Annotated in this window: 23 protein-coding genes, 2 tRNA genes, 1 other RNA gene and 1 pseudogene; 7 read left to right on the forward strand and 20 right to left on the reverse strand. The window is 60.5% G+C overall.

The annotated features are described in order from the left end of the window. Positions 1–3: 3 nt before the first annotated feature. The 10 genes and pseudogenes from IM764_RS05340 to ffs all read right to left on the reverse strand — a co-directional run bounded on the left by IM764_RS05340 (position 4) and on the right by ffs (position 8493). Positions 4–1308 carry an HNH endonuclease signature motif containing protein gene (locus IM764_RS05340; RefSeq protein WP_099298452.1) on the reverse strand — a complete coding sequence of 435 codons (1305 nt, stop codon included), beginning with the start codon at positions 1306–1308 and terminating at the stop codon, positions 4–6. A 218-nt stretch (positions 1309–1526) separates the two neighbouring features. Next, a complete protein-coding gene (locus IM764_RS05345; protein ID WP_099298453.1) occupies positions 1527–1919 on the reverse strand; it encodes a hypothetical protein in 393 nt (130 codons plus the stop codon). A gap of 2 nt (positions 1920–1921) precedes the next feature. Continuing rightward, entirely contained in the window at positions 1922–2581 is a 660-nt protein-coding gene (gene recR, locus IM764_RS05350; protein WP_099298454.1) for a recombination mediator RecR, read from the reverse strand. A gap of 3 nt (positions 2582–2584) precedes the next feature. Next, positions 2585–2899 (reverse strand): YbaB/EbfC family nucleoid-associated protein, encoded by a 315-nt coding sequence (locus tag IM764_RS05355; protein ID WP_099298455.1) that lies wholly within the window; start codon positions 2897–2899, stop codon positions 2585–2587. A 46-nt stretch (positions 2900–2945) separates the two neighbouring features. Next, entirely contained in the window at positions 2946–5114 is a 2169-nt protein-coding gene (locus IM764_RS05360) for a DNA polymerase III subunit gamma and tau (RefSeq protein ID WP_194187155.1), read from the reverse strand. A gap of 10 nt (positions 5115–5124) precedes the next feature. Beyond that, positions 5125–5775 (reverse strand): hypothetical protein, encoded by a 651-nt coding sequence (locus IM764_RS05365; RefSeq protein ID WP_194187156.1) that lies wholly within the window; start codon positions 5773–5775, stop codon positions 5125–5127. Further along, the gene (locus IM764_RS10355) at positions 5772–7049 is read right to left on the reverse strand and encodes an aminotransferase class I/II-fold pyridoxal phosphate-dependent enzyme (RefSeq protein ID WP_228073417.1); all 1278 of its coding nucleotides are present in this window, start codon (positions 7047–7049) and stop codon (positions 5772–5774) included. Before IM764_RS10355 ends, IM764_RS05365 begins: the two co-directional genes overlap by 4 nt. 489 nt (positions 7050–7538) lie before the next feature. Beyond that, positions 7539–7985: pseudogene (locus IM764_RS10360) on the reverse strand (sigma factor); the annotation flags it as partial. Then, positions 7952–8338, reverse strand: coding sequence for a carboxymuconolactone decarboxylase family protein (locus IM764_RS05375; protein WP_370551550.1), 387 nt, complete (start codon positions 8336–8338; stop codon positions 7952–7954). The gene IM764_RS05375 and the pseudogene IM764_RS10360, both read right to left, overlap by 34 nt. Positions 8339–8394: 56 nt before the next feature. Then, positions 8395–8493, reverse strand: an RNA gene (gene ffs, locus IM764_RS05380) — signal recognition particle sRNA small type. A gap of 136 nt (positions 8494–8629) precedes the next feature. On the opposite strand from ffs, the gene IM764_RS05385 reads away from it, so the two are divergent. Further along, positions 8630–8718, forward strand: a tRNA-Ser gene (locus tag IM764_RS05385). Positions 8719–9061: 343 nt separating this feature from the next. On the opposite strand, the gene IM764_RS05390 is transcribed toward IM764_RS05385, so the two are convergent. Further along, on the reverse strand, positions 9062–9235 hold the full coding sequence (locus tag IM764_RS05390) for a hypothetical protein (RefSeq protein WP_159460954.1): 174 nt from the start codon (positions 9233–9235) through the stop codon (positions 9062–9064). A 66-nt stretch (positions 9236–9301) separates the two neighbouring features. Here IM764_RS05390 and IM764_RS05395 point away from each other — a divergent pair, with 66 nt between their 5' ends. Together IM764_RS05395 and IM764_RS05400 are read left to right on the forward strand one after the other, a co-directional pair. Beyond that, on the forward strand, positions 9302–9499 hold the full coding sequence (locus tag IM764_RS05395) for a hypothetical protein (RefSeq protein WP_099298461.1): 198 nt from the start codon (positions 9302–9304) through the stop codon (positions 9497–9499). Between the two features lie 93 nt (positions 9500–9592). Beyond that, positions 9593–10126, forward strand: a complete 534-nt coding sequence (locus IM764_RS05400; RefSeq protein WP_099298462.1) for a type 1 glutamine amidotransferase domain-containing protein — start codon at positions 9593–9595, stop codon at positions 10124–10126. On the opposite strand, the gene IM764_RS05405 is transcribed toward IM764_RS05400, so the two are convergent. Together IM764_RS05405 and IM764_RS05410 are read right to left on the reverse strand one after the other, a co-directional pair. Continuing rightward, positions 10123–10689, reverse strand: a complete 567-nt coding sequence (locus IM764_RS05405) for a hypothetical protein (protein WP_194187158.1) — start codon at positions 10687–10689, stop codon at positions 10123–10125. The genes IM764_RS05400 and IM764_RS05405 overlap by 4 nt on opposite strands. Positions 10690–10744: 55 nt before the next feature. Further along, positions 10745–12094 (reverse strand): Na+/H+ antiporter family protein, encoded by a 1350-nt coding sequence (locus tag IM764_RS05410; RefSeq protein ID WP_194187159.1) that lies wholly within the window; start codon positions 12092–12094, stop codon positions 10745–10747. A gap of 76 nt (positions 12095–12170) precedes the next feature. Between IM764_RS05410 and IM764_RS05415 the strand changes: the two genes are divergently transcribed. Then, positions 12171–12995 carry a crotonase/enoyl-CoA hydratase family protein gene (locus tag IM764_RS05415; RefSeq protein ID WP_194187160.1) on the forward strand — a complete coding sequence of 275 codons (825 nt, stop codon included), beginning with the start codon at positions 12171–12173 and terminating at the stop codon, positions 12993–12995. Here the strand turns inward: IM764_RS05415 and gluQRS are convergent. Next, entirely contained in the window at positions 12992–13900 is a 909-nt protein-coding gene (gene gluQRS, locus IM764_RS05420) for a tRNA glutamyl-Q(34) synthetase GluQRS (RefSeq protein ID WP_194187161.1), read from the reverse strand. The genes IM764_RS05415 and gluQRS overlap by 4 nt on opposite strands. 29 nt (positions 13901–13929) lie before the next feature. Between gluQRS and IM764_RS05425 the strand changes: the two genes are divergently transcribed. Both IM764_RS05425 and tgt read left to right on the forward strand, forming a co-directional pair. Beyond that, positions 13930–14406 carry a DUF3995 domain-containing protein gene (locus IM764_RS05425; RefSeq protein ID WP_099298467.1) on the forward strand — a complete coding sequence of 159 codons (477 nt, stop codon included), beginning with the start codon at positions 13930–13932 and terminating at the stop codon, positions 14404–14406. Then, on the forward strand, positions 14399–15694 hold the full coding sequence (gene tgt, locus IM764_RS05430) for a tRNA guanosine(34) transglycosylase Tgt (protein ID WP_194187162.1): 1296 nt from the start codon (positions 14399–14401) through the stop codon (positions 15692–15694). The genes IM764_RS05425 and tgt overlap by 8 nt, the downstream gene beginning before the upstream one ends. Here tgt and IM764_RS05435 read toward each other — a convergent pair. The 5 genes from IM764_RS05435 to IM764_RS05455 form a co-directional block, all read right to left on the reverse strand. Continuing rightward, positions 15691–18132: an MMPL family transporter gene (locus IM764_RS05435; protein WP_194187163.1), complete on the reverse strand. Its 2442-nt coding sequence runs from the start codon at positions 18130–18132 to the stop codon at positions 15691–15693. The two genes, tgt and IM764_RS05435, sit on opposite strands and share 4 nt — an antisense overlap. Positions 18133–18268: 136 nt before the next feature. Beyond that, positions 18269–18359 (reverse strand) — tRNA-Ser (locus tag IM764_RS05440). Between the two features lie 120 nt (positions 18360–18479). Continuing rightward, on the reverse strand, positions 18480–18644 hold the full coding sequence (locus tag IM764_RS05445) for a hypothetical protein (RefSeq protein ID WP_159460955.1): 165 nt from the start codon (positions 18642–18644) through the stop codon (positions 18480–18482). 150 nt (positions 18645–18794) lie between these two features. Beyond that, positions 18795–19334 (reverse strand): nucleoside deaminase, encoded by a 540-nt coding sequence (locus tag IM764_RS05450; RefSeq protein ID WP_228073344.1) that lies wholly within the window; start codon positions 19332–19334, stop codon positions 18795–18797. Beyond that, positions 19303–19833, reverse strand: a complete 531-nt coding sequence (locus IM764_RS05455) for a tRNA adenosine deaminase-associated protein (RefSeq protein WP_194187165.1) — start codon at positions 19831–19833, stop codon at positions 19303–19305. Before IM764_RS05455 ends, IM764_RS05450 begins: the two co-directional genes overlap by 32 nt. Positions 19834–19871: 38 nt before the next feature. On the opposite strand from IM764_RS05455, the gene IM764_RS05460 reads away from it, so the two are divergent. After that, positions 19872–20888 carry a prephenate dehydrogenase gene (locus IM764_RS05460; protein WP_288801989.1) on the forward strand — a complete coding sequence of 339 codons (1017 nt, stop codon included), beginning with the start codon at positions 19872–19874 and terminating at the stop codon, positions 20886–20888. Between the two features lie 223 nt (positions 20889–21111). Here IM764_RS05460 and IM764_RS05465 read toward each other — a convergent pair whose 3' ends face one another. Next, positions 21112–22497 (reverse strand): rhodanese-like domain-containing protein, encoded by a 1386-nt coding sequence (locus IM764_RS05465; RefSeq protein ID WP_194187166.1) that lies wholly within the window; start codon positions 22495–22497, stop codon positions 21112–21114. Positions 22498–22651 lie beyond the last annotated feature (154 nt).

Below are 22651 nucleotides of genomic sequence, written 5' to 3' on the forward strand. Positions count from 1 at the left end.
CCGCTAGAACGGGATATTCTCGGCTGCTTCGTCATCATCTGCTTCGGTGCGGATGCGGTTGTGCTCGGCGAGAACTCGGGCGCGCCTGCTGGCTCGTCGCTCAAAGGTTTCCCGCCCCAGTACTCCACCTGGCTCGGTGACTACCGTGTGCCCGTCCCCGTGGGAGGTCCACACCTCGGTGCCATCGGGGAATAGGGATACGTCCCACTGCCCTGCGGTCTTCAGCTTGTGGTGCTTGCGGCACAGGCAGTGAAGATTCGACGTTGAAGTTTCAGCGCTTCCGCCCAATGGTTGGCTATGGTCCCAACGGTTGACGTGGTCTAGGTCGCAGCGCTCGGCGATGACATCGCAGCCCGGGAAGCGGCAGTGTCCGTCTCTGCCGATCACGCTGGCGCGAATTGTCGGCGTGGGCTGGTACCCCGCGCATCGTGCCCACCCAGGGGATGCGACGTGCGTGACCCGCTGCATCCACTCCGCGCTCGCTTCCTGTTCCAGCCAGTCTCCTGCGATCCATACGCGACCAGGCTCGGCCTCGGATTCAGAGACTGTCGCAGGCCGGTAGATGTTCAATGTGACCTCGGTGGTGCACTGCCCGCGCAGGAGAAGCATCAATGCAGCTCCTCGGGAGCACTTTTCCTGCCGACATACACTCTTGATCATCTGGATGAACTCCTCCGAATCACCCTTGTTCATGGTGAGGAAGAAATCAGTGACTTCGGCGCCCCGCTCATCCCAACCCAGCTCCGGCTGGTGCGGCTTTCCCTTGTCCTCCTGGCGTACTTTCTCATCTGGATCTTTCGGCCGGGCGGGCGGATGATGCTGGTAGATAATGTCCCGAATCAGCTTGCCCACTCGCTTCACAGACGGCGTGGCCTGCAATGGCCTGCGCGGAGACAAAGCCTGTAGGAGATCTGATTCGACCACCTCGTGAAACTCTGGAGGGAGGCACTCTAGGGAATCAGCTAGGCGTCGAACATGATCGAAGGAAAGATGCCCCTGGCCCAAGTTGGCTGCCAGGCGCGGGAAGTTGAGCAGCATGAAGCCGATGCAGACGTAACTCAAAGCGCGGTGCTCGGCCACACCGAGGCGCACGCCCAGACGCGAAGAGACATCGGCAACGCATTCCTGCACGTCAGGCACACACATGCGGGCGATCGCGAGGTGGTGCTGGTTAGTTAGGACTGCAGCTCGGCTCAACGGATCCGCATCGTCCAGAATGCGCCACGACGGCTCTGGCGCGTGTAGGTGCGGCTCGCTATCCGTAGGTGTATCTGTGTCCGATTCGAAGAGTGGTTCGGTGACGTTCATGGTTCCCCCTGCCCCATCAACTCAAGGTCCACCGGCAATCCCCACCAGCGCTAACACCTTAAGTAGTAGAACAAACGTTTGAAGTTATACCCTAATAATACACGCCTACGGGACACCCGTCCACACTTATCGAACACTTTCTCGAAATATTTTTGTTCCGGTTAACTCGCCCCGCAGTCAATCCCACAAGCAGCCAGCCCCCCAAAAAAACCCAGAACCTAGTGCCCCAACTTCCACGTGGAGTACATCATCGGCAGCTGCAAAGGCACGCGCACAAAAGCAATGGAACGCTCGGTCAAGCCCTTGTTCCGCCAATCCCATGCCATCTTGATGTTGCCCGGCCACACGCCCGCCAGGAACGCGGTCGCGGTGGTGGACACGGCGGCCTCATAGGAACGCGACATCCGGCCCGTCAAAGACCCAGCGATCGCAGCCCCCAAGGCCAACTCCACAGCGCCGGAACCATACGTCCACACGCGCCTGCCACCAGGCAACTCAGGCGGAACCAAGGTGTCGAAAGGCTTCGGCTGAGCAAAGTGCATCACCCCAGCAAAACCGAACACTCCTGCCCAAATCGCCCGTCGGATAGCGTCACCATTCTGCTTCTTCATGCCTACAGCCTAGTGCGCCCAGCAAAAGCGCGAGACAAAGTCAGCTCATCCACGAACTCCAAGTCCCCACCCATCGGAATTCCAGAGGCCAATCGGCTCACGGACAAACCTGGAAAATCTCGCAGCAGACGCGCCAGATACGCCGCGGTGGCCTCGCCTTCCGTGTTCGGATCCGTGGCGATGATTACCTCGTTGACCTCGGGGCCAGGTTCCAGAATCGGCTCGTTGTTTGCGTCGACTTCATTGGTCGGAACATCCGGCAGCGCACCACCGACACGCTGCACCAACGCCGTGATATTGAGCTCCTTGGGACCGATCCCGCCGAGGGGATCCAGCGCACCACCAAGCACGTGGTAGCGGCCGCGATACTCACCCGTGCGCTCGATGACCTGGATGTCCTTGGTCTCCTCGACCACGCACACCAAGGACTTATCGCGCGAGGAATCAGCACACACGCGGCACACCTCCTCTTGGGAGATGTTGTGACAAATGCGGCAGAACGTCACGCCATCCTGCAGTCTTCCCAGAGCAGTTTGAAAGCGCTGCACATCCTCTGGATCTTCGTCGAGGAGATGCAGCGCAATCCGCTGAGCGCTCTTCGGCCCAATGCCGGGGAGCCGGGAGAACTCGTCGATGACGTCCTGTAATGGACCTTCGAACAAGTTCTAGAAACCCATTCCGTTCATGCCCTGAGACAGTGGACCCATCTTCTCCTGGGCCAGGTTCTGCAGCTTGTTGTTCGCATCGGTAAACGCACCGAGAACCAGGTCCTGCAGGGTTTCGATGTCCTCAGGATCCACGATCTTTGGATCGATGCTGAGGGACTTAACCTCGCCGGAACCAGCCATTTCCATGGTGACCAGGCCGTTGCCTGCTTCACCGGTGACCACAGAAGCGACGATTTCCTTCTGGGCTTCCTGCAACTGCGCCTGCATCTGCTGGGCCTGCTGCATGAGCTGGTTCATATCTGGCTGGGTCATGACGCGGTTCCTTTCGTTGGGTACGCGAGCCACTCTACCCGTCCGACTAGCGTAATCGCTGCCCACCTAGGTGTTTCTCCACAAGTTCACCGGCAATATCCAGCGGTTTCCGATGGTCAGCCTCGCCAGGTCCTTCGGCGATCTGGTCGAGGAACTCATCGTCTTGTTCTTTTTTCGACGCCAACTCTGGCTTTTCCGGTACCGGCGCCCGCGGGGACGGGTCGGCGGGCTCCGGTGGAACGGAGTCCCATTCCTCTTCCGGGGGTTCCGGAGGCAGAGGCACTCCGTTGAATCCGTTGTCCACGTTGTGCTGGTGCTCGGAGCGATACTTCTGAGCGCGGGCTTTCCAGCGCGGCTCGGGCTTGTCCGTGCTGGCAGGGGTGGAGGTGTTCGCGGAGGGCTGCGGCTGGGTTGACGCGGGCTTTTGATAGGCCTCCGCCATGGCTCGGGCGCGCTCGAGAGCGCTGTTGGAGTTGCTCTTCAGCTCAGCTGGGTCAAGGCCAGTTTCCTGCGGGATGATGCCGCTCGGAGCGGCCTCTGCTTTTCCCGGCTGCGACGGCTCCTTCTGCCTATCTCCCACCACCGCGATGACGGTCAGAGGTGAGCCGAGCGCTTTTTCTGCAGCTTCGGCGTAGATCTTGCGGTTGGCCTCGGAGTTCACGAATTTCGCGAGCGCTCCGGTGTGGTGACGAACCAGGAGCTCGTCGGCTTCAGTCTGCTCGTCGGCGGCCACTGCATCACGGGCGGCGATCCAAGCGCTGAGGTTAGATTCCTTGACCAGCGCCAGGATCTGCGTCCACTCCTCGGCCGCGTTGCGCGGCGAGTTGGGCTGCGGCTCGGGCTCGGGCACTGCGACTGGCACTGGTTCTGACTCTGGTTCAGTCTGCGCTCGGTTGCGGTCCATGATCTCGCGAGCGCGGCGGGCCTCGGTGATAACCGGATCCTCCTCGACGGCTGGCTGGGCAGGCTCTTCGCGCTTGGCCTTGGAAGGACGCTCGTAGCGGCGGCCAGAGGAAAGAACCGGAGCCGTCTCTTCCGCGGAGTTCGTCACTGCAGGCGCATTGCCGCGGCCCTTCTCCAGGGCCTCCACGCGCTGCGCCAAAGCCTCCACCGTCATGCCCGCGGCTGGCAGCGCCATGCGCGCACACAGGATCTCCAGAAGCAGGCGTGGGGCAGTCGCGCCACGCATTTGGGACAGCCCCTCATTGACTAGTGCTGCACAGCGGGTGATGGTGGCCTGGCCGAGAGCCTGTGCCTCTTCGATCAATACCTCCTGCGCCCCCGCGGGAGCATCCACCAGACCGCGCTCGAAAGCATCGGGGACAGCCTTGAGAATGAGCAGGTCACGGAACCTATCCAACAGATCGGTGGCGAAGCGGCGCGGCTCGTAGCCTGCGTCGACAACATCATCAACCACACCGAACAAGGACGCCTGATCCTGATTCGCCAGCGCATCCACCGCCTTGTCGATCAAGGCAGAGTCCGTCACACCCAGCAGCGCCAACGCGCGCTGATAGGTCACGCCCTCGGGTCCGGAACCGGCCAGCAGCTGATCCATCAGGGACAACGAATCACGCGGCGAACCACCGCCCGCGCGCACCACGAGAGGATAGACAGCATCCTCGATATTCTTACCCTCACCAGCAACAACGCGCTCCAACAGGCCGCGCATCGCCGGTGGGGTGAGCAGGCGGAACGGATAATTGTGCGTACGCGAGCGGATGGTGGCCAGCATCTTTTCCGGCTCGGTGGTCGCGAAGATGAAGATCAGGTGCTCCGGCGGCTCCTCCACGATCTTCAGCAGAGCATTGAAGCCCTCCTTGGAGATCATGTGCGCCTCATCGATGATGAAGACGCGGTAGCGGGAATCCGCCGGGGCGTAGAAAGCGCGATCGCGCAGCTCACGCATGTCATCCACGCCGTTATGCGTGGCAGCGTCCAGCTCGGTGACGTCCAGCGTGCCGGAGCCGCCGGGCGCCAGGGCAATGCACGAATCGCACTTCCCACACGGCGTGGATGTGGGACCTTCCACACAGTTCAGGGAGCGGGCGAGGATGCGCGCGGAGGACGTCTTGCCACAGCCGCGCGGGCCGGAAAACAGGTACGCGTGATTGATCTGGCCGCTATCCAACGCCGTCGACAGCGGCTCCGTCACATGCTCCTGGCCCACCACTTCAGCGAAACTGGCAGGACGATACTTCCGGTATAAAGCCACGATCTAGACCTTACAGTTCCGCCGGGACACGCCATAGATCGTTCAGGTTCACCGCTTGTTCCGCCATCGCTGTCTGCACGCCGCCCAGACCTTCGCGCAGCGCGAGATCGTATTCAGCATCCGTGAGCATTATCAGCTGCGCCGGCACAGTGAGCCGCCCTGGGTGCGTGAATTCGATGTCTGACGTGGCCGTTTGGGCACTTCTCTTTCCGCCCGACGTCACCTCGTGCGCATGCGGGACTCCCTCTTCCCAGACAAATGGCACCACCAGCAGGCCGTGCTTCGCCGTGATGGAGCTATCCACGGAAGGGCCCAGCTGTGGGAGGAACGTGCCCGGCTGCGGCGAGCGAGCGCCTGGGTTCTCCGCGATCATCGTGGCTGCTGCGGTGACCAGCTCCGCGGCGGTGGACGAATGGCCCGTGGTGATCGTCAGAAGCTCGACGCGCAGGTCAGAACCGTCTTCGGTCTCCAGCGCCGGCTCAATCTGGGAGGCGTTCAGCGTCATGGCGACGGTTTCTGGGCGATCGGGGGTGGCGTCGTCGACAAGAAAAATCTCAGCCACCTCAAATGAGGGAAAAGACTCCCCCACCTGGCGCGATGAGACCTGAGGTTCGCCGGGCAGAAGGTCCTTTACCCAGACGAGGGTTTCCTGTTCATTCATGAAGCGTCGGATTCCAACTTCTCGATGGCGGCCAGCAGAACGCAGGTGGCGAACCCATTCATCGCGACCTCTAACTGATCGATGGTGGGCATCGACGGGGCGAGGCGGAGGTTGCTGTCCTGCGGATCCTGCTTCAGGGGGAACGTGGCGCCCGCGGCGGTGAGGGAAACACCCGCTTCCTTGGCCAGCTCCACCACGCGGGAGGCAGTGCCCGCCAGCAGATCGACGCTGATGAAGTAGCCGCCCTCGGGCTCAGTCCACTCGGCGACGTTGTACTGGCTCAGACGGCGCCGCAGGATCTCAATGACGCGCGTGAACTTCGGAGCCAACGACCCGGCGTGCTTGCGCATGATTGCGCGCACGCCTTCGTCGTCACCGAAGAACTGCAGGTGAGCGAGCTGATTGACCTTGTTCGGGCCAATGCCGCGGATGTTGGCGATCTTGCCGTACCAATCCAAGTTGGCCTTGGAGGAGGCAAAGAAAGCCACGCCCGCCCCGGCCAGGGTGATCTTGGAGGTCGACGACATGAACCAGAAGCGGTTCGGGTTACCCGCCTGCTCCGCGAGTTCGAGGACGTTGATGACCTCGGGGAATTCATCCGTCAGGGTGTGGACGGCGTAGGCGTTATCCCAGACGATGCGGAAGTCAGGCGCGCCGGTCTCCATCTCCGCCAGCTGCTGCGCCACCTCGCGGGTGATGGTGACGCCCGTTGGGTTGGCGAATATCGGCACGGTCCACATGCCCTTGACGGCGGGATCCTTGGCCAGCTCGCGGACGGCATCCATGTCCGGGCCGGTGGAGGTCATGGGCACGGTGAGCATCTCACAGCCGAAGAGCTCCGTGATGGAGTGATGGCGATCGTAGCCCGGAACGGGGCAGATCCACTTCACTTCTTCCTCGACGGACCACGGCATTGGGGAGTCATTGTTGCCGAAGGTGTAGGACCAGCTGATCAGGTCAAACATGATGTTCAGCGAGGACGCATCTCCCGCGATCACCTGATCAGCAGGGATACCCAGCAAATTGCCCCACAGGGAGCGAAGCTCGGAGAGGCCGTTCAGTACGCCGTAGTTGCGGACATCCAGGCCGCTGGGCGAAATGAAGTTATCGCCGGGGAGGCTGAGCAGTTCCGTGGAAAAGTCCAGCTGCTCGGAGCTGGGCTTACCGCGGGTGAGATCCAGATTCAGGCCTGCGCCTTGGAGCTCTTCATAGGCTGCAGTGATCTCTGCTTTATCAGCAAGGAGCTGCTCGGTGTTGATGTTTTCACGCTGCATGGGTGCGTCAGCCTCCCTAGGGTTTTTGGTCAAGTCCCAAGCATAGTGACCGGCGAGACAAGGCGCAGTTAGGTGCTCTATCCTCTTCGCCGCGTTCTGCTGAACTTGGATCCCTGTCACAGCGGAACCAGCAGTACCCTCGAAAATCACCCACCGTTCCATGTCTGCAGATTCCGCCACAAGCATCACACCAGCGGTGTGCGTTGCGATTCGAAACTGTGGGTAGCCATATTTGGAGAACAATCCCGCGAGGAATCTGTAAATCTTGTCCCGTCCTACGATTGGATTACGAGCAGCGCTGGCTGTTCCGCCCGAGTCCACCCACAACACGGCACCTTCCGAAATCGCGAACACGAATTGCCTCAATTCGCCTGTAGCCAAGAGGTGGCTGAGCTCTTCCACGTGTTTGGGGTCTAGCTCGGATATGGAGGCAGTTCCGCTGTTTTCCGGATCTCCATGGTTGCCTTGATGGGAACGGAGCAACTCGCGTGCTCTGGACAGTCTCTTCCTCACGGCAGCAGGTGTGCTGCGCAACACGGGAGCCGACTCAGCCGCGGAGTAACCCGCGACATCCACCAACACCAACGCTGCCCGGTCGAGCGGCGGAAGCAGTTGCAACAACCGGGTTACTGCCAGATCGATATCTGGGTGCTGCAGCTCCCCAGCCGTAATTTCTGGCAGCCATTGGCCCACGTACTCAGTGCGTTGATGCGCGGCACTTCGAGCGACGTCCAATGCGAGGCGTGTAGTCACCGTGGTCAGCCATGCGGCAGGCTTTTCCGGTGCCTGAACGAGCAACCTCGACAAGGCTTCTTCAGTGACGTCTTCGGCACTCTGCCATTGCCCAATGATGTTGTACGCAAGAGCCGTCAACCTTCGGAAGTGGGTGCGATATAGGCGCTCTACTTCCTGCTCAGGCGTCCGACGCGGTTCCATACGTTGATGGTAGCAATGGCCGCGACGAGGTCGGCCGTCGTTGATTTTCCAAGGGCTTCGAGAGCTTCGTCGAGCACTTCATCCTCAAATTGCTCGAGCTTTGTCCCCATCGTTGTGACACGGAGAATTAATTCCTCCCGCTGGTTTTGTGGCGTGACGTCGATTTTCTTTTTCGACGCCTCTTGCGAGTGAAGGTTGATGCAGAACTCGCAGCCGTTTAGTTGTGAAGCATGGAGCTGCACCATGAGCCGTTCCCTGGTGCTCAGCCCACGACTTGCTGCCTCGAGCGCGATCATGGCTGCGTTGAAACGCTGTTTCAATGAAATTGATTCCATACAGTGATGACGAATCACCGCGCCGCATTGTGACAAATTACTGGTCAGCCGTATTTTCCTAGCCCACCCCAGACATAAAAAGGGGACCCCGCGCACCCGGTAGAGCTCACTGACCCTTGCTGCATTCCTGCCCTGGGGGAGTTCATGAGATAACCGCCGCACGGAATCCTGTCATCATGCTAACCCACTTGCCCCAACGGATACAAAGGCTCCCACACAAAGCCCGCGCACACAGGGATTTTGCTCCAAGGTTGCCGATTGTGTAACCTTTCCGGAGTACATGAGAGCCACGGCTCGAGTGTTCGGCATGGAGGATTCGACTAGCGGCCTATGTCACACGCCTGGAACGCGTGCGGGAGTCACATCCCTCAGGGGTTCAAATCCCCTATCCTCCGCCACACCCCCCTTGGACCTTCAGGTTCAAGGGGTTTTTCGTTGCGCAATCACCGTCCGGGCCGCGCCCCGCCATACTTTCGTACCAATTCTCGATAGCAAGTCTGCGTTTCCCCAAGTAAATGTGGCGCATGTGACTACGCGACGGAAGGAATAGTAGGAAAATATGGGGCAGTCTAAAAAGCGGGCAAGCATGGCGTCGAGTAAGGCGAACAAAAGGCCCACAAAACACCAAGGGCTTCATGTAGCCTACTTACCAAGAGTAAGAAACTCCCTGGAATCGGCACACTCACCGTAGACGACAACGGTGACCTGCACACCCCGCAATTCACGCTGGCACCGTTAGACCTAGAAATTCACGTCGAAATCTCCGACCTCGAAGAGGACAACGAAGCCAAAGCCACAGAAGCCATCCGCAATTTCAGGGCGCTGCCCGCAAACGCCCTCGAAGCAGCCACAAACGCAACCTTCGACTACTACAAAGACTTCGCCAACGAATTCGCAGATGACGAAGACGTCCAAGAATGGCTCCCTCAGATCGAGGAGCCAGCGAAGGTATGGGAACACGTCACCTTCCCAGACTATGCCGTGGCACAGCCAGGGTACGAAGACGATTCACCCTGGTACGTGGTCCTCGAATGCGAATGCGATTGGGAAGAAAAACAAGGTCTGCAGCTGGTTTTCCGCAATGGGTCCGAAATCACCGAGGCCGGCGAGTACGACGGCTTGCCGGACTGGAGTGACGACATGCACGACGCTTCCGGCGACGGGCCTTACAAAAACTAAAGATAAGAACCCCCGCTGCACATTTGTGCACGATTGAACGATCGCGTCTACCCTCGGCAATGGACACACAACCTCAACGCAGGAGGCATAATCATGGCTCAACTAGAAAACAAGAACATTGCAGTCTTGGCCACCAACGGCTTCGAAGACAGCGAGCTCAGTTCCCCAATTGAGGCGGCAAAGAGCGAGGGCGCGCAGATCACCCTCGTGGCCCCATCCACTGAGGACATCGAGGGCAAGAACGGCTCCAAGGTCTCCGTGGACACCACCACCGAGGAAGCCCGCGGCACGGACTTCGACGCCATCATCCTTCCCGGTGGCACCGGCAATGCCGATCAGCTGCGGACGGACGAGGCCGCGGTGGAGATCGTGAAGAAGCACGTCGAGGCCGGCAAGCCACTGGCCGTCATCTGCCACGGCGCGTGGATCCTCACGGACGCAGACGTGCTGCGAGGACGCACCCTGACCTCCTACCCATCCCTGAAGACGGACCTCACCAACGCTGGTGCCACGTGGGTGGACGAAGAGGTGCACGTGGACAACGGACTCGTTTCCTCCCGCACCCCGAAGGACTTGGATGCGTTCAACGCCAAGCTCGTCGAGGAATTCGCTGAAGGCCAGCACTAATTAGTTTCGGTAGTTTCCGCTTCTACCGTTTCGTTGAACTCGGCAGTATCCAGCTGCCACGGCTCATGGCGCTCCGGCTTATGGAAGGCCATGGGCGTTTCTACTTTCAACCATCCGCGGTATTCCGGATCCGGCATATCTGCAGGTGGTTGAGCTGATTCTGAGGGAGTTGCGGATTCGGTGGGGGGTTGGCGCGCAAAGGCCTCCGGGTTCGATGTCTCGAAGGTGCCGCAGAGGTTGGTGTCATCGAGCTTGACGGGCTTGATGTCCATCTCCACGCCCTCGCCGCGCAGGTACACGTTCTGGTGGTCGGAATCCGGATCCGAGTTGTCCTCGATCTTGTCCGACTCTGAGTCCATCAGCTCCTTGGCCTTATCGGCCGTCACGCCGGGGCACTGGACATAAAATTCCTGGTAGTCCGGCCCGTAGATCACTGCGAAGTTGGACTCCGCGTACTGTTCCCGGCCGTCGTCAAGGTTGCGGGAGATTTCCTTGCCGCAGGCGCTCAGGCCCAGCACCATCGGCAGAATAAGAGCAGCCGCCACAATCCGTGATCGCTTCATTGTGCGCCCTCTTTCTGTTTATCCCCGGCAGCCGAACAGTTGTCTGTGCCTGATCTTAGAGCACCATCGCCGCAATCCAGCCGGAAGCCAGCAGCGGGATGTTGTAGTGCAGGAAGGTCGGGATGACGGAGTCCCGGATGTGGTCGTGCTGGCCGTCTGCGTTCAGGCCGGAGGTTGGGCCCAGTGTGGAGTCCGACGCCGGGGAACCAGCATCGCCCAGCGCGCCAGCAGCGCCGATGATCGCGATTGTTGCCGCTGGGCTGAAGCCCATGGCGGTACAGAGTGGAACGTAGATCGTAGCGATGATCGGCAGCGTGGAGAACGAAGAGCCGATGCCCATAGTGACAACCAGGCCCACGATCAGCATGGCGACGGCTGCAGCGGGACGGTTTTCGCCGAAGATCTCCGCAGTGGCGTCTACGAGGGTTTCCACCTCGCCGGTCGCGCTCATCACGGCGGCGAAGCCCTGGGCGGTGATCATGATGAAGCCGATCAAGGCCATCATCTTCATGCCGGAGGTGAAGACATCGTCGGCCTCACGCCAGTTCACGGCACCGGTGAGCATGAAGATAGCCAGGCCGGTCAGAGCACCAATGAGCAGCGAGTCCGCCTCAGTCTCCATGGACTGCATGATCACCTGCACCGCGAAGGTAGCCACCACGGCAACGAGTGCCACGATGATCTTGTAGCAGGAGATCTCCTCGGGCTCCTTGGCATCCGCGATGGGCAGGTTCTCGTAGTCGCGTGGCTTGCGGTAGGTCACGAAGACTGCGACCAGCATGCCGGCGACCATGCCCAAGGCAGGGATGGTCATGACGTGCACGATGTCCACGCCGGAGGTGTCCAGTCCGGCGGTTTCAATGTTGCCCAGCAGGATCTCGTTGAGGAAGATATTGCCGAAACCCACGGGGATCCACATGTAGGTGGTGACCAGGCCAAACGTGATGACGGACGCCACCGCACGGCGGTCCAAGCGCAGGCGGTTCATCACGCCCAGCAGCGGCGGAACGATCAGTGGAATAAAGGCAATGTGCACGGGGATGAGGTTCTGACTCATGATCGACATCGCCAAAATGCCCGCGATCATCAGCCACTTCGTCACGGCAACGGCGCGGCCGACAGTTACGGAATCGTCGTTACCTAGCTTCTTCATCACCGAGCGTGCCAGCAGCGTGGGCAGCCCAGAGCTAGCCACGGCCATGGCGAAGGCACCCAACAGCGCATAGCTCAGCGCAATCTGCGCGCCGCCGGAGAGGCCATCCTGGAAGGCGACCATGGTGGTGTCGAGACCAATTCCACTGAGCAACCCACCCACGAGGGCGCCGATAAATAGGGCCAGGACCACGTGCACGCGCACAGCGGCGAGCACCAACATGACCAGCACAGCAATGAGAACAGCATTCATGCTGGAAAATATACGGCAGGGAGGAAAAAATTCGTTAGTCGCGGGTCACCCCTCCCGGTGCTCTAGGGTTGGTGGCATGAGCAGCAGCAACGTGACATTTACTCGAGGCACCGGCGAGCTAGAGAACATCGCCTACATCACTTTGGACAGGCCGGATAAGCTCAACGGCCTCACCCTGGAGATGCTGCGCGATCTGACGCGCTACTCCAAGGAGATCGCCGCTGATCGCAGTATCCGCGCGGTGATCGTGCAGGGCGCGGAGCACAATTTCTGCGCTGGCCTGGACTTTGGCACGGTAATGAAGAACCCCATGGACATCGCCAAGGCGTTCGCGCCGCGTCCGTGGTGGGGCACGAACCTGTTTCAGGAAGGGCCGTGGTGTTTCCGACGCTTACCTGTGCCCGTCATCGCTGTTGTGGAAGGTTATTGCTTCGGTGGCGGAGTGCAGATCGCCATGGCCGCCGATTACCGCTTCACCACGGCGGATTCCCAGTGGTCCGTTCTGGAGGCCAAGTGGGGTCTGATTCCGGATATGTCTGGAATCCAGTCCTTGTCCGAAGTGCTGCCCATCGACGTAGCCAAGCGCCTGACCATGACGGGCGAGCAGTTCAACGGCACGCGCGCCGTGGAACTGGGCCTGGCCAGCGAGATCAGCGACAATCCGTTGGCTGCGGCGGAGGAGTTCGCACGTCTGATTGCCACACGTTCGCCGGATTCCGTGGCGTACGCGAAGCGCTTGTTTGAAGAAACGTGGAACAAGGGCCCGCGAGCCACGTTATTCAAGGAGCGCCTGCGCCAAGCGCGTTTGCTGGGCGCGAAAAACACCAAGATCGCGCAGAAGGCCGCGGAGAAGGCCAAGGGCATCGGCGAGGCAGTGAAGTACAACAAGCGAGGGGTTTAGGGGCTCCAGGTCACTGGCTGTTGAGTGACGCGAGAAGGGTCGAAGTCCGCGATATCTCTTAACCCCAGAGAATCTTTGACCCATTCCAGCGCGCGGTCTGCTCCGATTTCTCGCAGCGTCACCGCGCCATCGCGCTTGGCCAGGCGCTTGCCGTCTGGGCCCAGCACCAGCGGGACGTGCACGTATTCCACGGGTGCGTAGCCCAGCAGATCCGCGAGGTAGGCCTGTCGAGGAGCTGAGCTGAGCAGATCATCTCCGCGCACCACTTGATCCACTCCCGCCAGGTGGTCATCCACCACCACTGCCAGGTTGTAGGCGAAGTCCGAGTCGGTCACCTGGTTCGCGTTGCCTCCACGCCGCAGCACGAAATCATCCACCTCGCCGGTGTAAAGACCGCCTTCAGCTTCCAGGGAGAAAGATTCGCGGACGGTGTGCGAGTTGGCGTCGGGCCGAAGACGAAGGGCGGGGACGCGATCCTGCGCAACCAATTCAGCCTGCTTTTCCGCACGCTGAGCAGGGGAAAGATCGCGGCACGTGCCCGGATAGCGGCCGGGGATGGCATGCGGAGCACGGGAGGCATCTTGGATGTCCTTGCGGGAGCAGTAGCACTCGTAGACAAGGCCGCGTTGTTGCAGGTCAGCGAGAGCCTCGGCGTAAAAAGACAAGGTCTGCTGCTGGCTGGCAACGGGCTCCTCCCACGTGATGCCAAACGCGGCCAAATCCTCGAGCTGGCGGGTGGCGGTTTCGGGAGAGGAACGTTGGGCGTCGATGTCATCAATGCGCATCCGGAACCCGCGTCCGGAATGCTGCGCGAACAGCCACGCGAGCACTGCCGTGCGTAGGTTGCCCAAATGCAGGTCACCGGAGGGGCTGGGCGCGTACCGGCCGAATCCTTGTGTGGTCATCCCCACCAGTGTAGATCTAGATTAAGAGTATGGAATCAGGCAGAGAAAGCCGTCACCTCTTGTGGTTTATTCTTGCTGCCTTAGCTGGGATTATTCATGCCTCCATCAGTGCGTATTGGGCCGCCGGTGGCAGTTGGCTCTTGGACACTGTTGATCCAAAACTTGTTGCATCCATCAAAGAAACAGCGTGGATCTTATGGTTCGTAGCAGCCGCAAAGTTACTCGCTGCAATCCTCCCGCTGTTCGTGGAGATTCGTGGTGGCTGGCTTCGCGGCATCATTCGCATCGTTAGTAGGATTGGTGCCGTGGGAATCATTGTATGGGGAGGGTGGAATTCCACACGAGCCCACTTAATTTTGCTAGGCGTCATTGAGCGCAATCCCTCCGCCACAGACAGCAGCCTTATTGGTTACGCGTTTCTCTGGGATCCCCTCTTTCTTGTCTGGGGGATCTTCCTGCTTATCGGACTTGTCCGCACGCGCGGTAAAGTCTACTCCCATGGATAACCAGCGCCAGGACATCACCTTCAACCTGCACACTCGCCTCGCGGACACCCTAGATGGGCCGATGGATCGCGAGCCGCAGGGGCGCACAGGCGTGATCCACACCCCGCACGGCGATATCCAGACTCCCGCGTTCATCCCCGTGGGCACCAAGGCCACGGTCAAGACCCTGACCCCGGAGCAACTCCACACCACCGGCGCGCAAGCAGTTCTCTCGAATGCGTACCACCTGTACTTGCAGCCGGGCCCGGACATCGTGGATGAAGCCGGTGGCGTGGCCACGTTCGAGAACTGGCACGGCCCCACCTACACGGATTCCGGCGGGTTCCAGGTGATGAGCCTGGGCCAGGGCTTCAGGAAGGTCCTGGCGATGGACATGAGCGGCAAGGAAAAGTCGGACATCATCGCGCAGCAGAAAAAGCGCATGGCCGTGGTGGATGAAGAAGGCGTGGATTTCCGCAGCGTGATCGATGGCTCCAAGCATCGCTTCACCCCGGAGATCAGCATGCAGATCCAGCACCAGCTGGGCGCGGACATCATGTTCGCCTTCGACGAGCTCACCACCCTGGCAAATACCCGCTCCTACCAGGAGCAATCCGTGGAACGCACGTACCGCTGGGCCGAGCGTTGTTTACAGGAGCATGAGCGGCAGACGCAGGCCCGTTCGCATCGCCCGTTGCAGTCTTTGTGGGGCGTGGTGCAGGGCGCGCAGTACGAGGATCTTCGACGCCAAGCTGCCCGCGGTTTGGTGGAGCTCTCTGACGCTGCGGAGGCGCGCGGTGAGCGCGGGTTCGGTGGCTTCGGCATTGGTGGCGCGCTGGAGAAGCACAACCTGGGCACCATCACCAGTTGGGTGTCCGAAGAGCTTCCGGATAACAAGCCACGTCACATGCTGGGCATTTCCGAGCCCGATGACATCTTCGTGGCCGTGGCCTCCGGTGCGGATACTTTCGACTGTGTGGCGCCGACTCGTCTGGGCCGACGCGGTGGTGTGTACACGCTAGACGGCCGGATGAACCTGATGGGCGCGAAGTTCAAGCGGGACTTCACGCCAATCGACGCCGAAGTTGGTGGCTACACCAGCGAAAACTACACGCGCGCCTACATCCACCACCTGCTCAAGGCCAAGGAATTCTTGGCGGGCACGCTATGCACGCTGCACAATCTGCACTTCATGATCCAGCTGGTGGACAACGTCCGCGCTTCGATCAACGAAGGACGCTTCGTGGAGTATCGCAAGGAATTCATGTCCCGCTACTACGGGCCGGAGTGGGAACAGCGGCTGAGCTAGGGCTTCTTTGAGCCCAACTCCCCAGACTCAAAGGCCTTCTCCAGCGCGGCACCCTCCACATCCACGGTAGGCAGCAGCTTGTCCAACCACTTCGGCATGTACCAAGTGAAGCGTCCCATGAGGATCATCAAAGCGGGTACTACGGTCATGCGGATGAAGAAGGCGTCGAACAAAACGCCCGCACCCAACGCAAAACCGAAGATCTGGATGAACGGCAACGGCTGGAACACGAAGCTGGCAAACACGCCAATCATGATCAGCGCGGCCACGGTCACCACGCGGGCACCCAGGCCGAAACCGCCGATCACGGAGTCCTCGACCAACGAGTCCTTGCTGTTCCACTCGCCGCCATTTCGCAGACGATTGCGCTGCTGCACGAACCGCTCACGCATGCGCGAGACAATGAACACCTGGTAGTCCATCGCCAAGCCGAACGTCACGCCGATCAGGAAGATCGGCATGAAGCTGATCAGCGGTCCAGGCGAATCCCACAGCCCCCACAGGCCTTCCTGCCACACCAGAACTGTCACGCCGAATGCGGCGCCCACGGACAGCAAGAAGCCCGAGGCGGCAATCAGCGGCACCGCCAAACTGCGGAACACCATCATCAACAGCACCAGCGCCAAGCCCACCACCAGGGCCAAGTAAACCGGCATGGCCTTGGACAGCGAATCCGTCACATCCTGCTGGATCGGAGTCAGGCCGGTAATGCCCATCTCCACGCCCGTCTCGGACTCAATTTCCGCCTGCTGCGAACGCAAGGCGTGAATCAACTGCACGGTGCGCTCATCAGTTGGACCCCACTCCGGTGTCACCAAAATCTGCGCAGCGCTGCCATCCTCGGACTGCCCCACCAGCTGAGCATGGCGCACATCCACGTTCGCCCCCATGCGCTCCACGGTGTAGAGGAACGATGCCCTCTGCGCCGCCTGAGTCCGGTCACCCTCACCCTGCGCAGACACCAGCGTCTCCAACGCAGGCGAATCCGGCTGCACGTCATCCGCGTTCACCACCACGAGAATCGGCGCGTTGCGACCAGGCCCGAAGCCCTCCTCGGTCATCTCCGCAGACTTCCTCTGGGTGGAGTCCACCACTGATGTTTTATCCGAAGGCAGGGACAATTGCAGATCCATCACTGGCAAAGTCAAAGACACGAGGATAGCCACCACGATGGCGAACGAGATGCCCGGTGCGCGCTGGACCAGTTTCACCCACTTGGTCCCCCACGAATCGCGCTGGGGCTGTGGGGGCACGGCCATAGCGCCGGTATCCGCATCCTCAGCTTGTTCGGCAGAGTGAGAAAGGGCGGAGTTGGCGTCGGACTTAAAGACGCGCTCGCCAGCCAACCCGAGAATCGCGGGCAGGAACGTCAGAGCAACCAACACGGAAATCAGGACCGTGGCCGCAGCCGCATAACCCATGTAGGAGAGGAAAGGGATGTTGGCCAAGCGCATACCCACCAGCGCGATGATGACAGTCAGGCCTGCGAATACCACCGCGGAGCCCGCCGTGCCCACAGCCAGACCGATGGCGTCTAGGCGGTCGCGCCCTTCCCGGAGCTCATCGCGGAATCGCGCCATGATGAACAGTGCGTAATCGATGCCCACGGCCAGGCCCAACATGATTCCCAGGGTCGGGGTCATGGAGTTCAGCGGCATGAACGCGGTAGCGCCGACCGTCATCAGGGCGCCCAAGCCCACGCCCACCACTGCGGTGATCAGCGGGAAGCTGGAGGTAAGCAGGGAGCGGAACATGATGAACAAAATGATCAACGCCACGACCAAGCCCACGACCTCGGAAATGGGCTCCACGGCGATCGGGTCTCCAAAGCCCGCACCGCCGACCTCTACCTCCAGGCCGGCATCGCGAGAGATTTGGATGGCATCATTGACCGCTTGGCGATCTTCGTCGCTCACTTCTGCGGGCAAATACACGTCATACTCAAAGCTGGCAATGCCGTAGCGACCGTCCTCAGAGAACGTGCGCAGGTTCTCCGCATCAGCTTCCGCGGTTTCTGCAGGAAGGCCCTGATCGGTCAGCTGCTTTGTGAGTTGATCGCGCAGCTGCTCGTTCATGGTCACAGGATTGTTCAGCTGCAGGTCGTCGCCAAGATCGGGGACGTTATCGCGAATAGACTCCACGGTCTGATCCATCGCCTGCATGTACTCCGGTTGGTCCAGGCGCTGCCCCTCGGGAGCTTCAAAGACCACGTTTACGCCCGCGGCAGCCGCAGGGTTTTCTGTGCCGGGGAACTTCTCCATCAGTAGCTCGGTAGCCTTGGTAGACGGCATGTCCGAGATCTCGAAGATGTCGTTAAAACCCTTTTGGAACGTCAGCGCAGCGGCACCCACGCCCACCAAGAGCAGAAGCCACACGGCAATCACACGCTTGCTATGGGTATAGCACCACCGTGCAAGACGGAAGAGAAACTTCGCCACGAAATAAGTCCTTGGATGTAGCCGGAAGCGGAAACTTCATCCACCCTAGTCTCCGGACAAGACAGTACCTAGCCCCTGCAGCACGCGCGCAGCACAACACCGCAGCGCACGTGCGCAAAATCCCCCAGGAAAAGTATGGCGGTGGCGGAGGGATTTGAACCCTCGGTTGGGGGTTACCCAACATTCGCTTTCGAGGCGAACACCTTCGGCCGCTCGGACACGCCACCAGCGTCTTTACTCTCACACCACCGTTATGGAGGTGGAACAAAGACCAGCTCAGCCTAGCAGCAGAGTTTTAGGGCAACAAAAATGGCCCGGCCGAAAGCCGGGCCAGATTCAGAAGCGATTTACTCGCCGAGAGAATCCAGTCCCTTGTCGCGGGCATCGCGAGCCTTATCGGACTTGTCGCCGTCCAGCTTGTTGTCGATGACCTTGTCAGACTGCTCCTCGATCTTGTCGCGGTTGTCGTTAGCGAGGTTCTTTGCCTTGTCGCCCAGATCTCCGAGTCCCATGATTATCTCCTTCACGGCTCACACGTGAACCGTTAATTCGTTTCGCTTTTGTCGGTTTTCTCAAGCGATCCCCGCTAAGGAATCGCGCACGACCGACGATACGTGAACAAGAAATCTGCTGCAGAAGGCTCGAGCTTCATGCCCAAAGACTCAGTGCGCGCGCAGCTCACCGAAGAAATCACGCAACAGGGCCTCACACTCCGCAGCTAGCACACCGCCCACAACTTCCGCTTTGTGCAGCGGTGCTTCCCGGGGCACATCCCACACGCTCCCACACGCCCCGGTTCGCGGTTCCGATGCGCCGTAAATAATCGTCCCGATGCGCGCTCCCACTGCCGCACCGGCGCACATGGCACACGGCTCCAGCGTGACCACCAACGTGCAATCCCCTAGCCGCCACGCATCCCCCAAAGTCTGCACCGCAGCGCGAATCGCTGCGATTTCCGCATGCCCGGTGGGGTCAGCATCCACTTCGCGTCGATTAGTACCCGCGCCCAGCTCGCGTCCATCCGGGCCGAACACCACGGCGCCCACGGGGATATCGCCGGCGGGAGTCTGCTCTGCCACCTCCAAGGCGCGACGCATCAGCTGCTCCGCGCGCACCTCAGAGACAGTCCGCGGCAGGCCGTCCCCAATCACACCCCTCTCGCGGGAAGGATCAGTAGTCCCCATCGGCCAGCAAGAAGTCATCGAGGTCCAGCTTGGTGGCATCCGCCAATTCCTCCGCACAACCCAGCTCATCAGCAACACGGAAGATCTGCGCGGCACCGTACAGATCGTCATCATCGAAGATCACAGACAAGACCTGCTCCGATGCCCCCAGATCATCCAGCAGATCGAAATCCCCTTCGGGCCACGGCTCATCAGAGTCCGCCTCGCCCTCGTCAGGGACGTCCACGTCCAGCTCATCCAGTAGGTCATTGGCCAAATCGTAGGAGAGAGCCGCGGTGGCGTCGGAAAGAAGAACTCGCATTCCGGAAGGAACCGGCCGCACTACCGCAACCCAGTCATCCTCCGCGCACACCAACCCCACAACCGCGCCTTCCTCACGGGATGCGCGCAGGTCAGAGAGCAAATCGTCCAAGCTCAGCAAAGCACTTTCCGGCAACAGACGCACACTCCAGCCATCCGGGCCGTTGTGCGCGGCAGCGGCGAAGGTGGGCTGCTCCCAATTCTCGATAATGCTCATGGCACTAGGCTAGCCGTCCTTGTGCCAAACTGGGTAGCGTGAACTGGAATCTTGACGCTGACTCTCGGCCGATCTGCATCCTGGGTTTGGGGCTGATCGGCGGCTCGCTCATGCGGGATATCGCCGCAGCTGGGCGGGATGTTTTTGGGTGGAACCGCAGCGAGAAGACGGTGCACGCGGCCCAAAGGGACGGTTTTGATGTCTCGGAGGATCTGCAGGCCACGCTGGAGCGTGCCGAAGCTAGCGATGCCTTGGTGGTCTTGGGCGTTCCCGTGCCAGCCCTGCCCAGCATGTTGGAGGCGCTGAAGGAGCACGCGCCGTCTGTTGGTTTTACGGACGTGACCAGTGTGAAGGCCGAGGTGCACGCGCTGGTAGATCAGTACGGGCTCACGGATCGCTTCGTGGGTGGGCATCCGATGGCCGGCACCGCGGACTCGGGTTGGTCCGTGACCTTGGAGGGATTGTTCCAGGGCGCTGTGTGGGTGGTGACGTACGACAACGCCGTGAGCCTCGGTGCTGCGCGCGGTTCCGAATCGCGTTGGGTGGACACGTGGGTGCGCGTGGTGTGCATGGCCCAGCTGGTCGGTGCCGATGTGGTGCCTTCTATTTCTCGACGCCACGATGGTTCCGTCGCGCGCATCTCCCATCTTCCACACGTGCTGGCCGAGGCTTTGGCGATGGCTGGTGACGCTGGTGGACCACTGGCGCTGACTCTGGCTGCCAGCAGCTTCCGCGATGGCACGCGCGTGGCCGGAACCGCCCCGGAATTGGTGCGGGCGATGTGCGAGAACAACCGTTCCTCGCTGCTCACCGCACTGGACGAGACCTTGGAGATCCTGCACAGCGCTCGCGAGGCGCTGGCCGACGATTCTCGCGACCTCCGCGAACTGGCCGCCGAGGGGCATGCAGCGCGCGGGCGCTTCGAGGCCCGGGCGGGGCGCAACAAGGGAGATCAGACCAACCGGCCCATCATCCGCGTGCGCCCTGGTGCGCCCGGCTGGGTTGAGCAGCTGGAATCTGCGGAATCCATGGGAGCGCAAATCAGCATTTTCTAGGGGACTTAAGAGAAGAGGTTGCTCAAGAATCCGCCGGACTTGGCGGCCTTCTCGTGTCCTGGGCACTGCTGTGCTGCTGGAACGTCCTTCATGACCTGGTCCACGTGCTGGCCACAGCCTGCCCAGGTGGTTTTACCGCATTGCTTGCACGTTACTGCTCGACACATTGTTGTGACTTCTTTCTTTTTGTTTTTTTGGGGGGGTTTAGGGGACGAACGGCGAGCTAGTTGGCTTGGTTTTGCCAAGCCGCGTAGCTGCCTTCCAGCTCCACGATGTGGAAGCCAGCGCGACGCAGGGCGTTCGAGACGACCGTATTGCGAGCGCCGGACTGGCAGAAGGTGACGATGGTGCCGTTGTCTGGCAGCTCGTCCTGGTGCCACAGGGCCACACCGCCGGAGATGTGCTCAGCGCCGGGGATGGAACCATCGGCGTACTCAGACTTTCCGCGGACATCCAGCAGCATGTCGTAGGAAGCGTCCTGGAGATCCTCGGGCTGGATGAGCTCTGGGGTAAACGTAGGCAGGCCATCGATGGACTCGGTGAAGAAACGCACCGTATCAATGCCCACGCGGATCAGGGCGTCGCGGAATTCCGCTGCGGATTCCTCATCCTCAGCCAGAACGATGAGATCGCGCTGTTCGGTCTCCGGATCGATGGCCCACGCAGAGAACGTGGAAGCCTTCTCGCCCATCGGGATGTTCAAAGCGCCTTGCACGGTTTCCTCGTGAACCTGCTTTTGATCGCGGGTATCGACGAAGATGGCGGAATCGCTTTCCAGCTTCTCCGCTGCCTCGCTGACGGAAAGCTCCTGGACAGCAGCTCGCGTGCCGATGATGGCTGGACCCTGCTTGTTCTGCTTCTTCATCCGTCCGAAGTAAGCATCAGCATCTGGCTGGCCTTCCAGCAGCTCATCAATGAAGCCCTGCTGATCATCGGCCTCTAGGTACTTGGACCACCACGCAGACTGTCGCTCGTAGCCGACAGTAGTGCTAGGAACGGAACCCAGCGCCTTGCCGCATGGGCTACCTGCACCGTGAGCAGGGAAGACCTGGATGTAGTCCGGCAGAGTCAGGAACTGAGTTTTCAGGCTTTCGAAGAGCTGCTTGGCTCCTTCGAAGCGGGTGTCCTCACCACCAGCGGCTTCATCCAGCAAGTCCGGGCGCCCCAGATCGCCGACGAAGACAAAGTCTCCCGTGAGCATGTAGCCGGGGACGGACGCGGCGGCGCCATCAGTAATCAGGAAGGACAGGTGCTCAGGCGTGTGGCCCGGCGTGTGCTTGGCGGTAATGGTGATGTTTCCGAGGGTGATTTCGGAATCGTGCATGAGCCGCTCGCCCTCGAACTCGTACTGCCAGTCCTCCCCGCCTTCACCGGAGACGTAGATGGTGGCGCCGGTGGCGTCCGCGAGCTCGCGGGTACCCGAGAGGTAATCCGCGTGAATGTGGGTTTCCGCCACGGCGACGATCTTCATGCCGTTGTTCTCCGCTACCTCCAGGTACTCCTGAACATCGCGGCGCGGGTCGATAACGATGGCCTCACCTTTTTGCTGACAACCGATGAGAAAGCTCGCCTGGGACAAACCGTCTTCGTAGATTCTCTCGAATAGCACTGAACGTTCCTTTCCTCGTTTTCCTCTTCTCATATACCCCCTAGGGTATAAAGCCAGCCTAGATCATCTTACTTTGACGTTCAAGATACGGCGGGGGGTATAGTCATTTGTCTATAAAGGCGCTCAACTATTGACGAAGCGCCACCAACCCAAT

The organism is Corynebacterium sp. ED61 (assembly GCF_015233855.1).
GTDB lineage: Bacteria > Actinomycetota > Actinomycetes > Mycobacteriales > Mycobacteriaceae > Corynebacterium > Corynebacterium dentalis.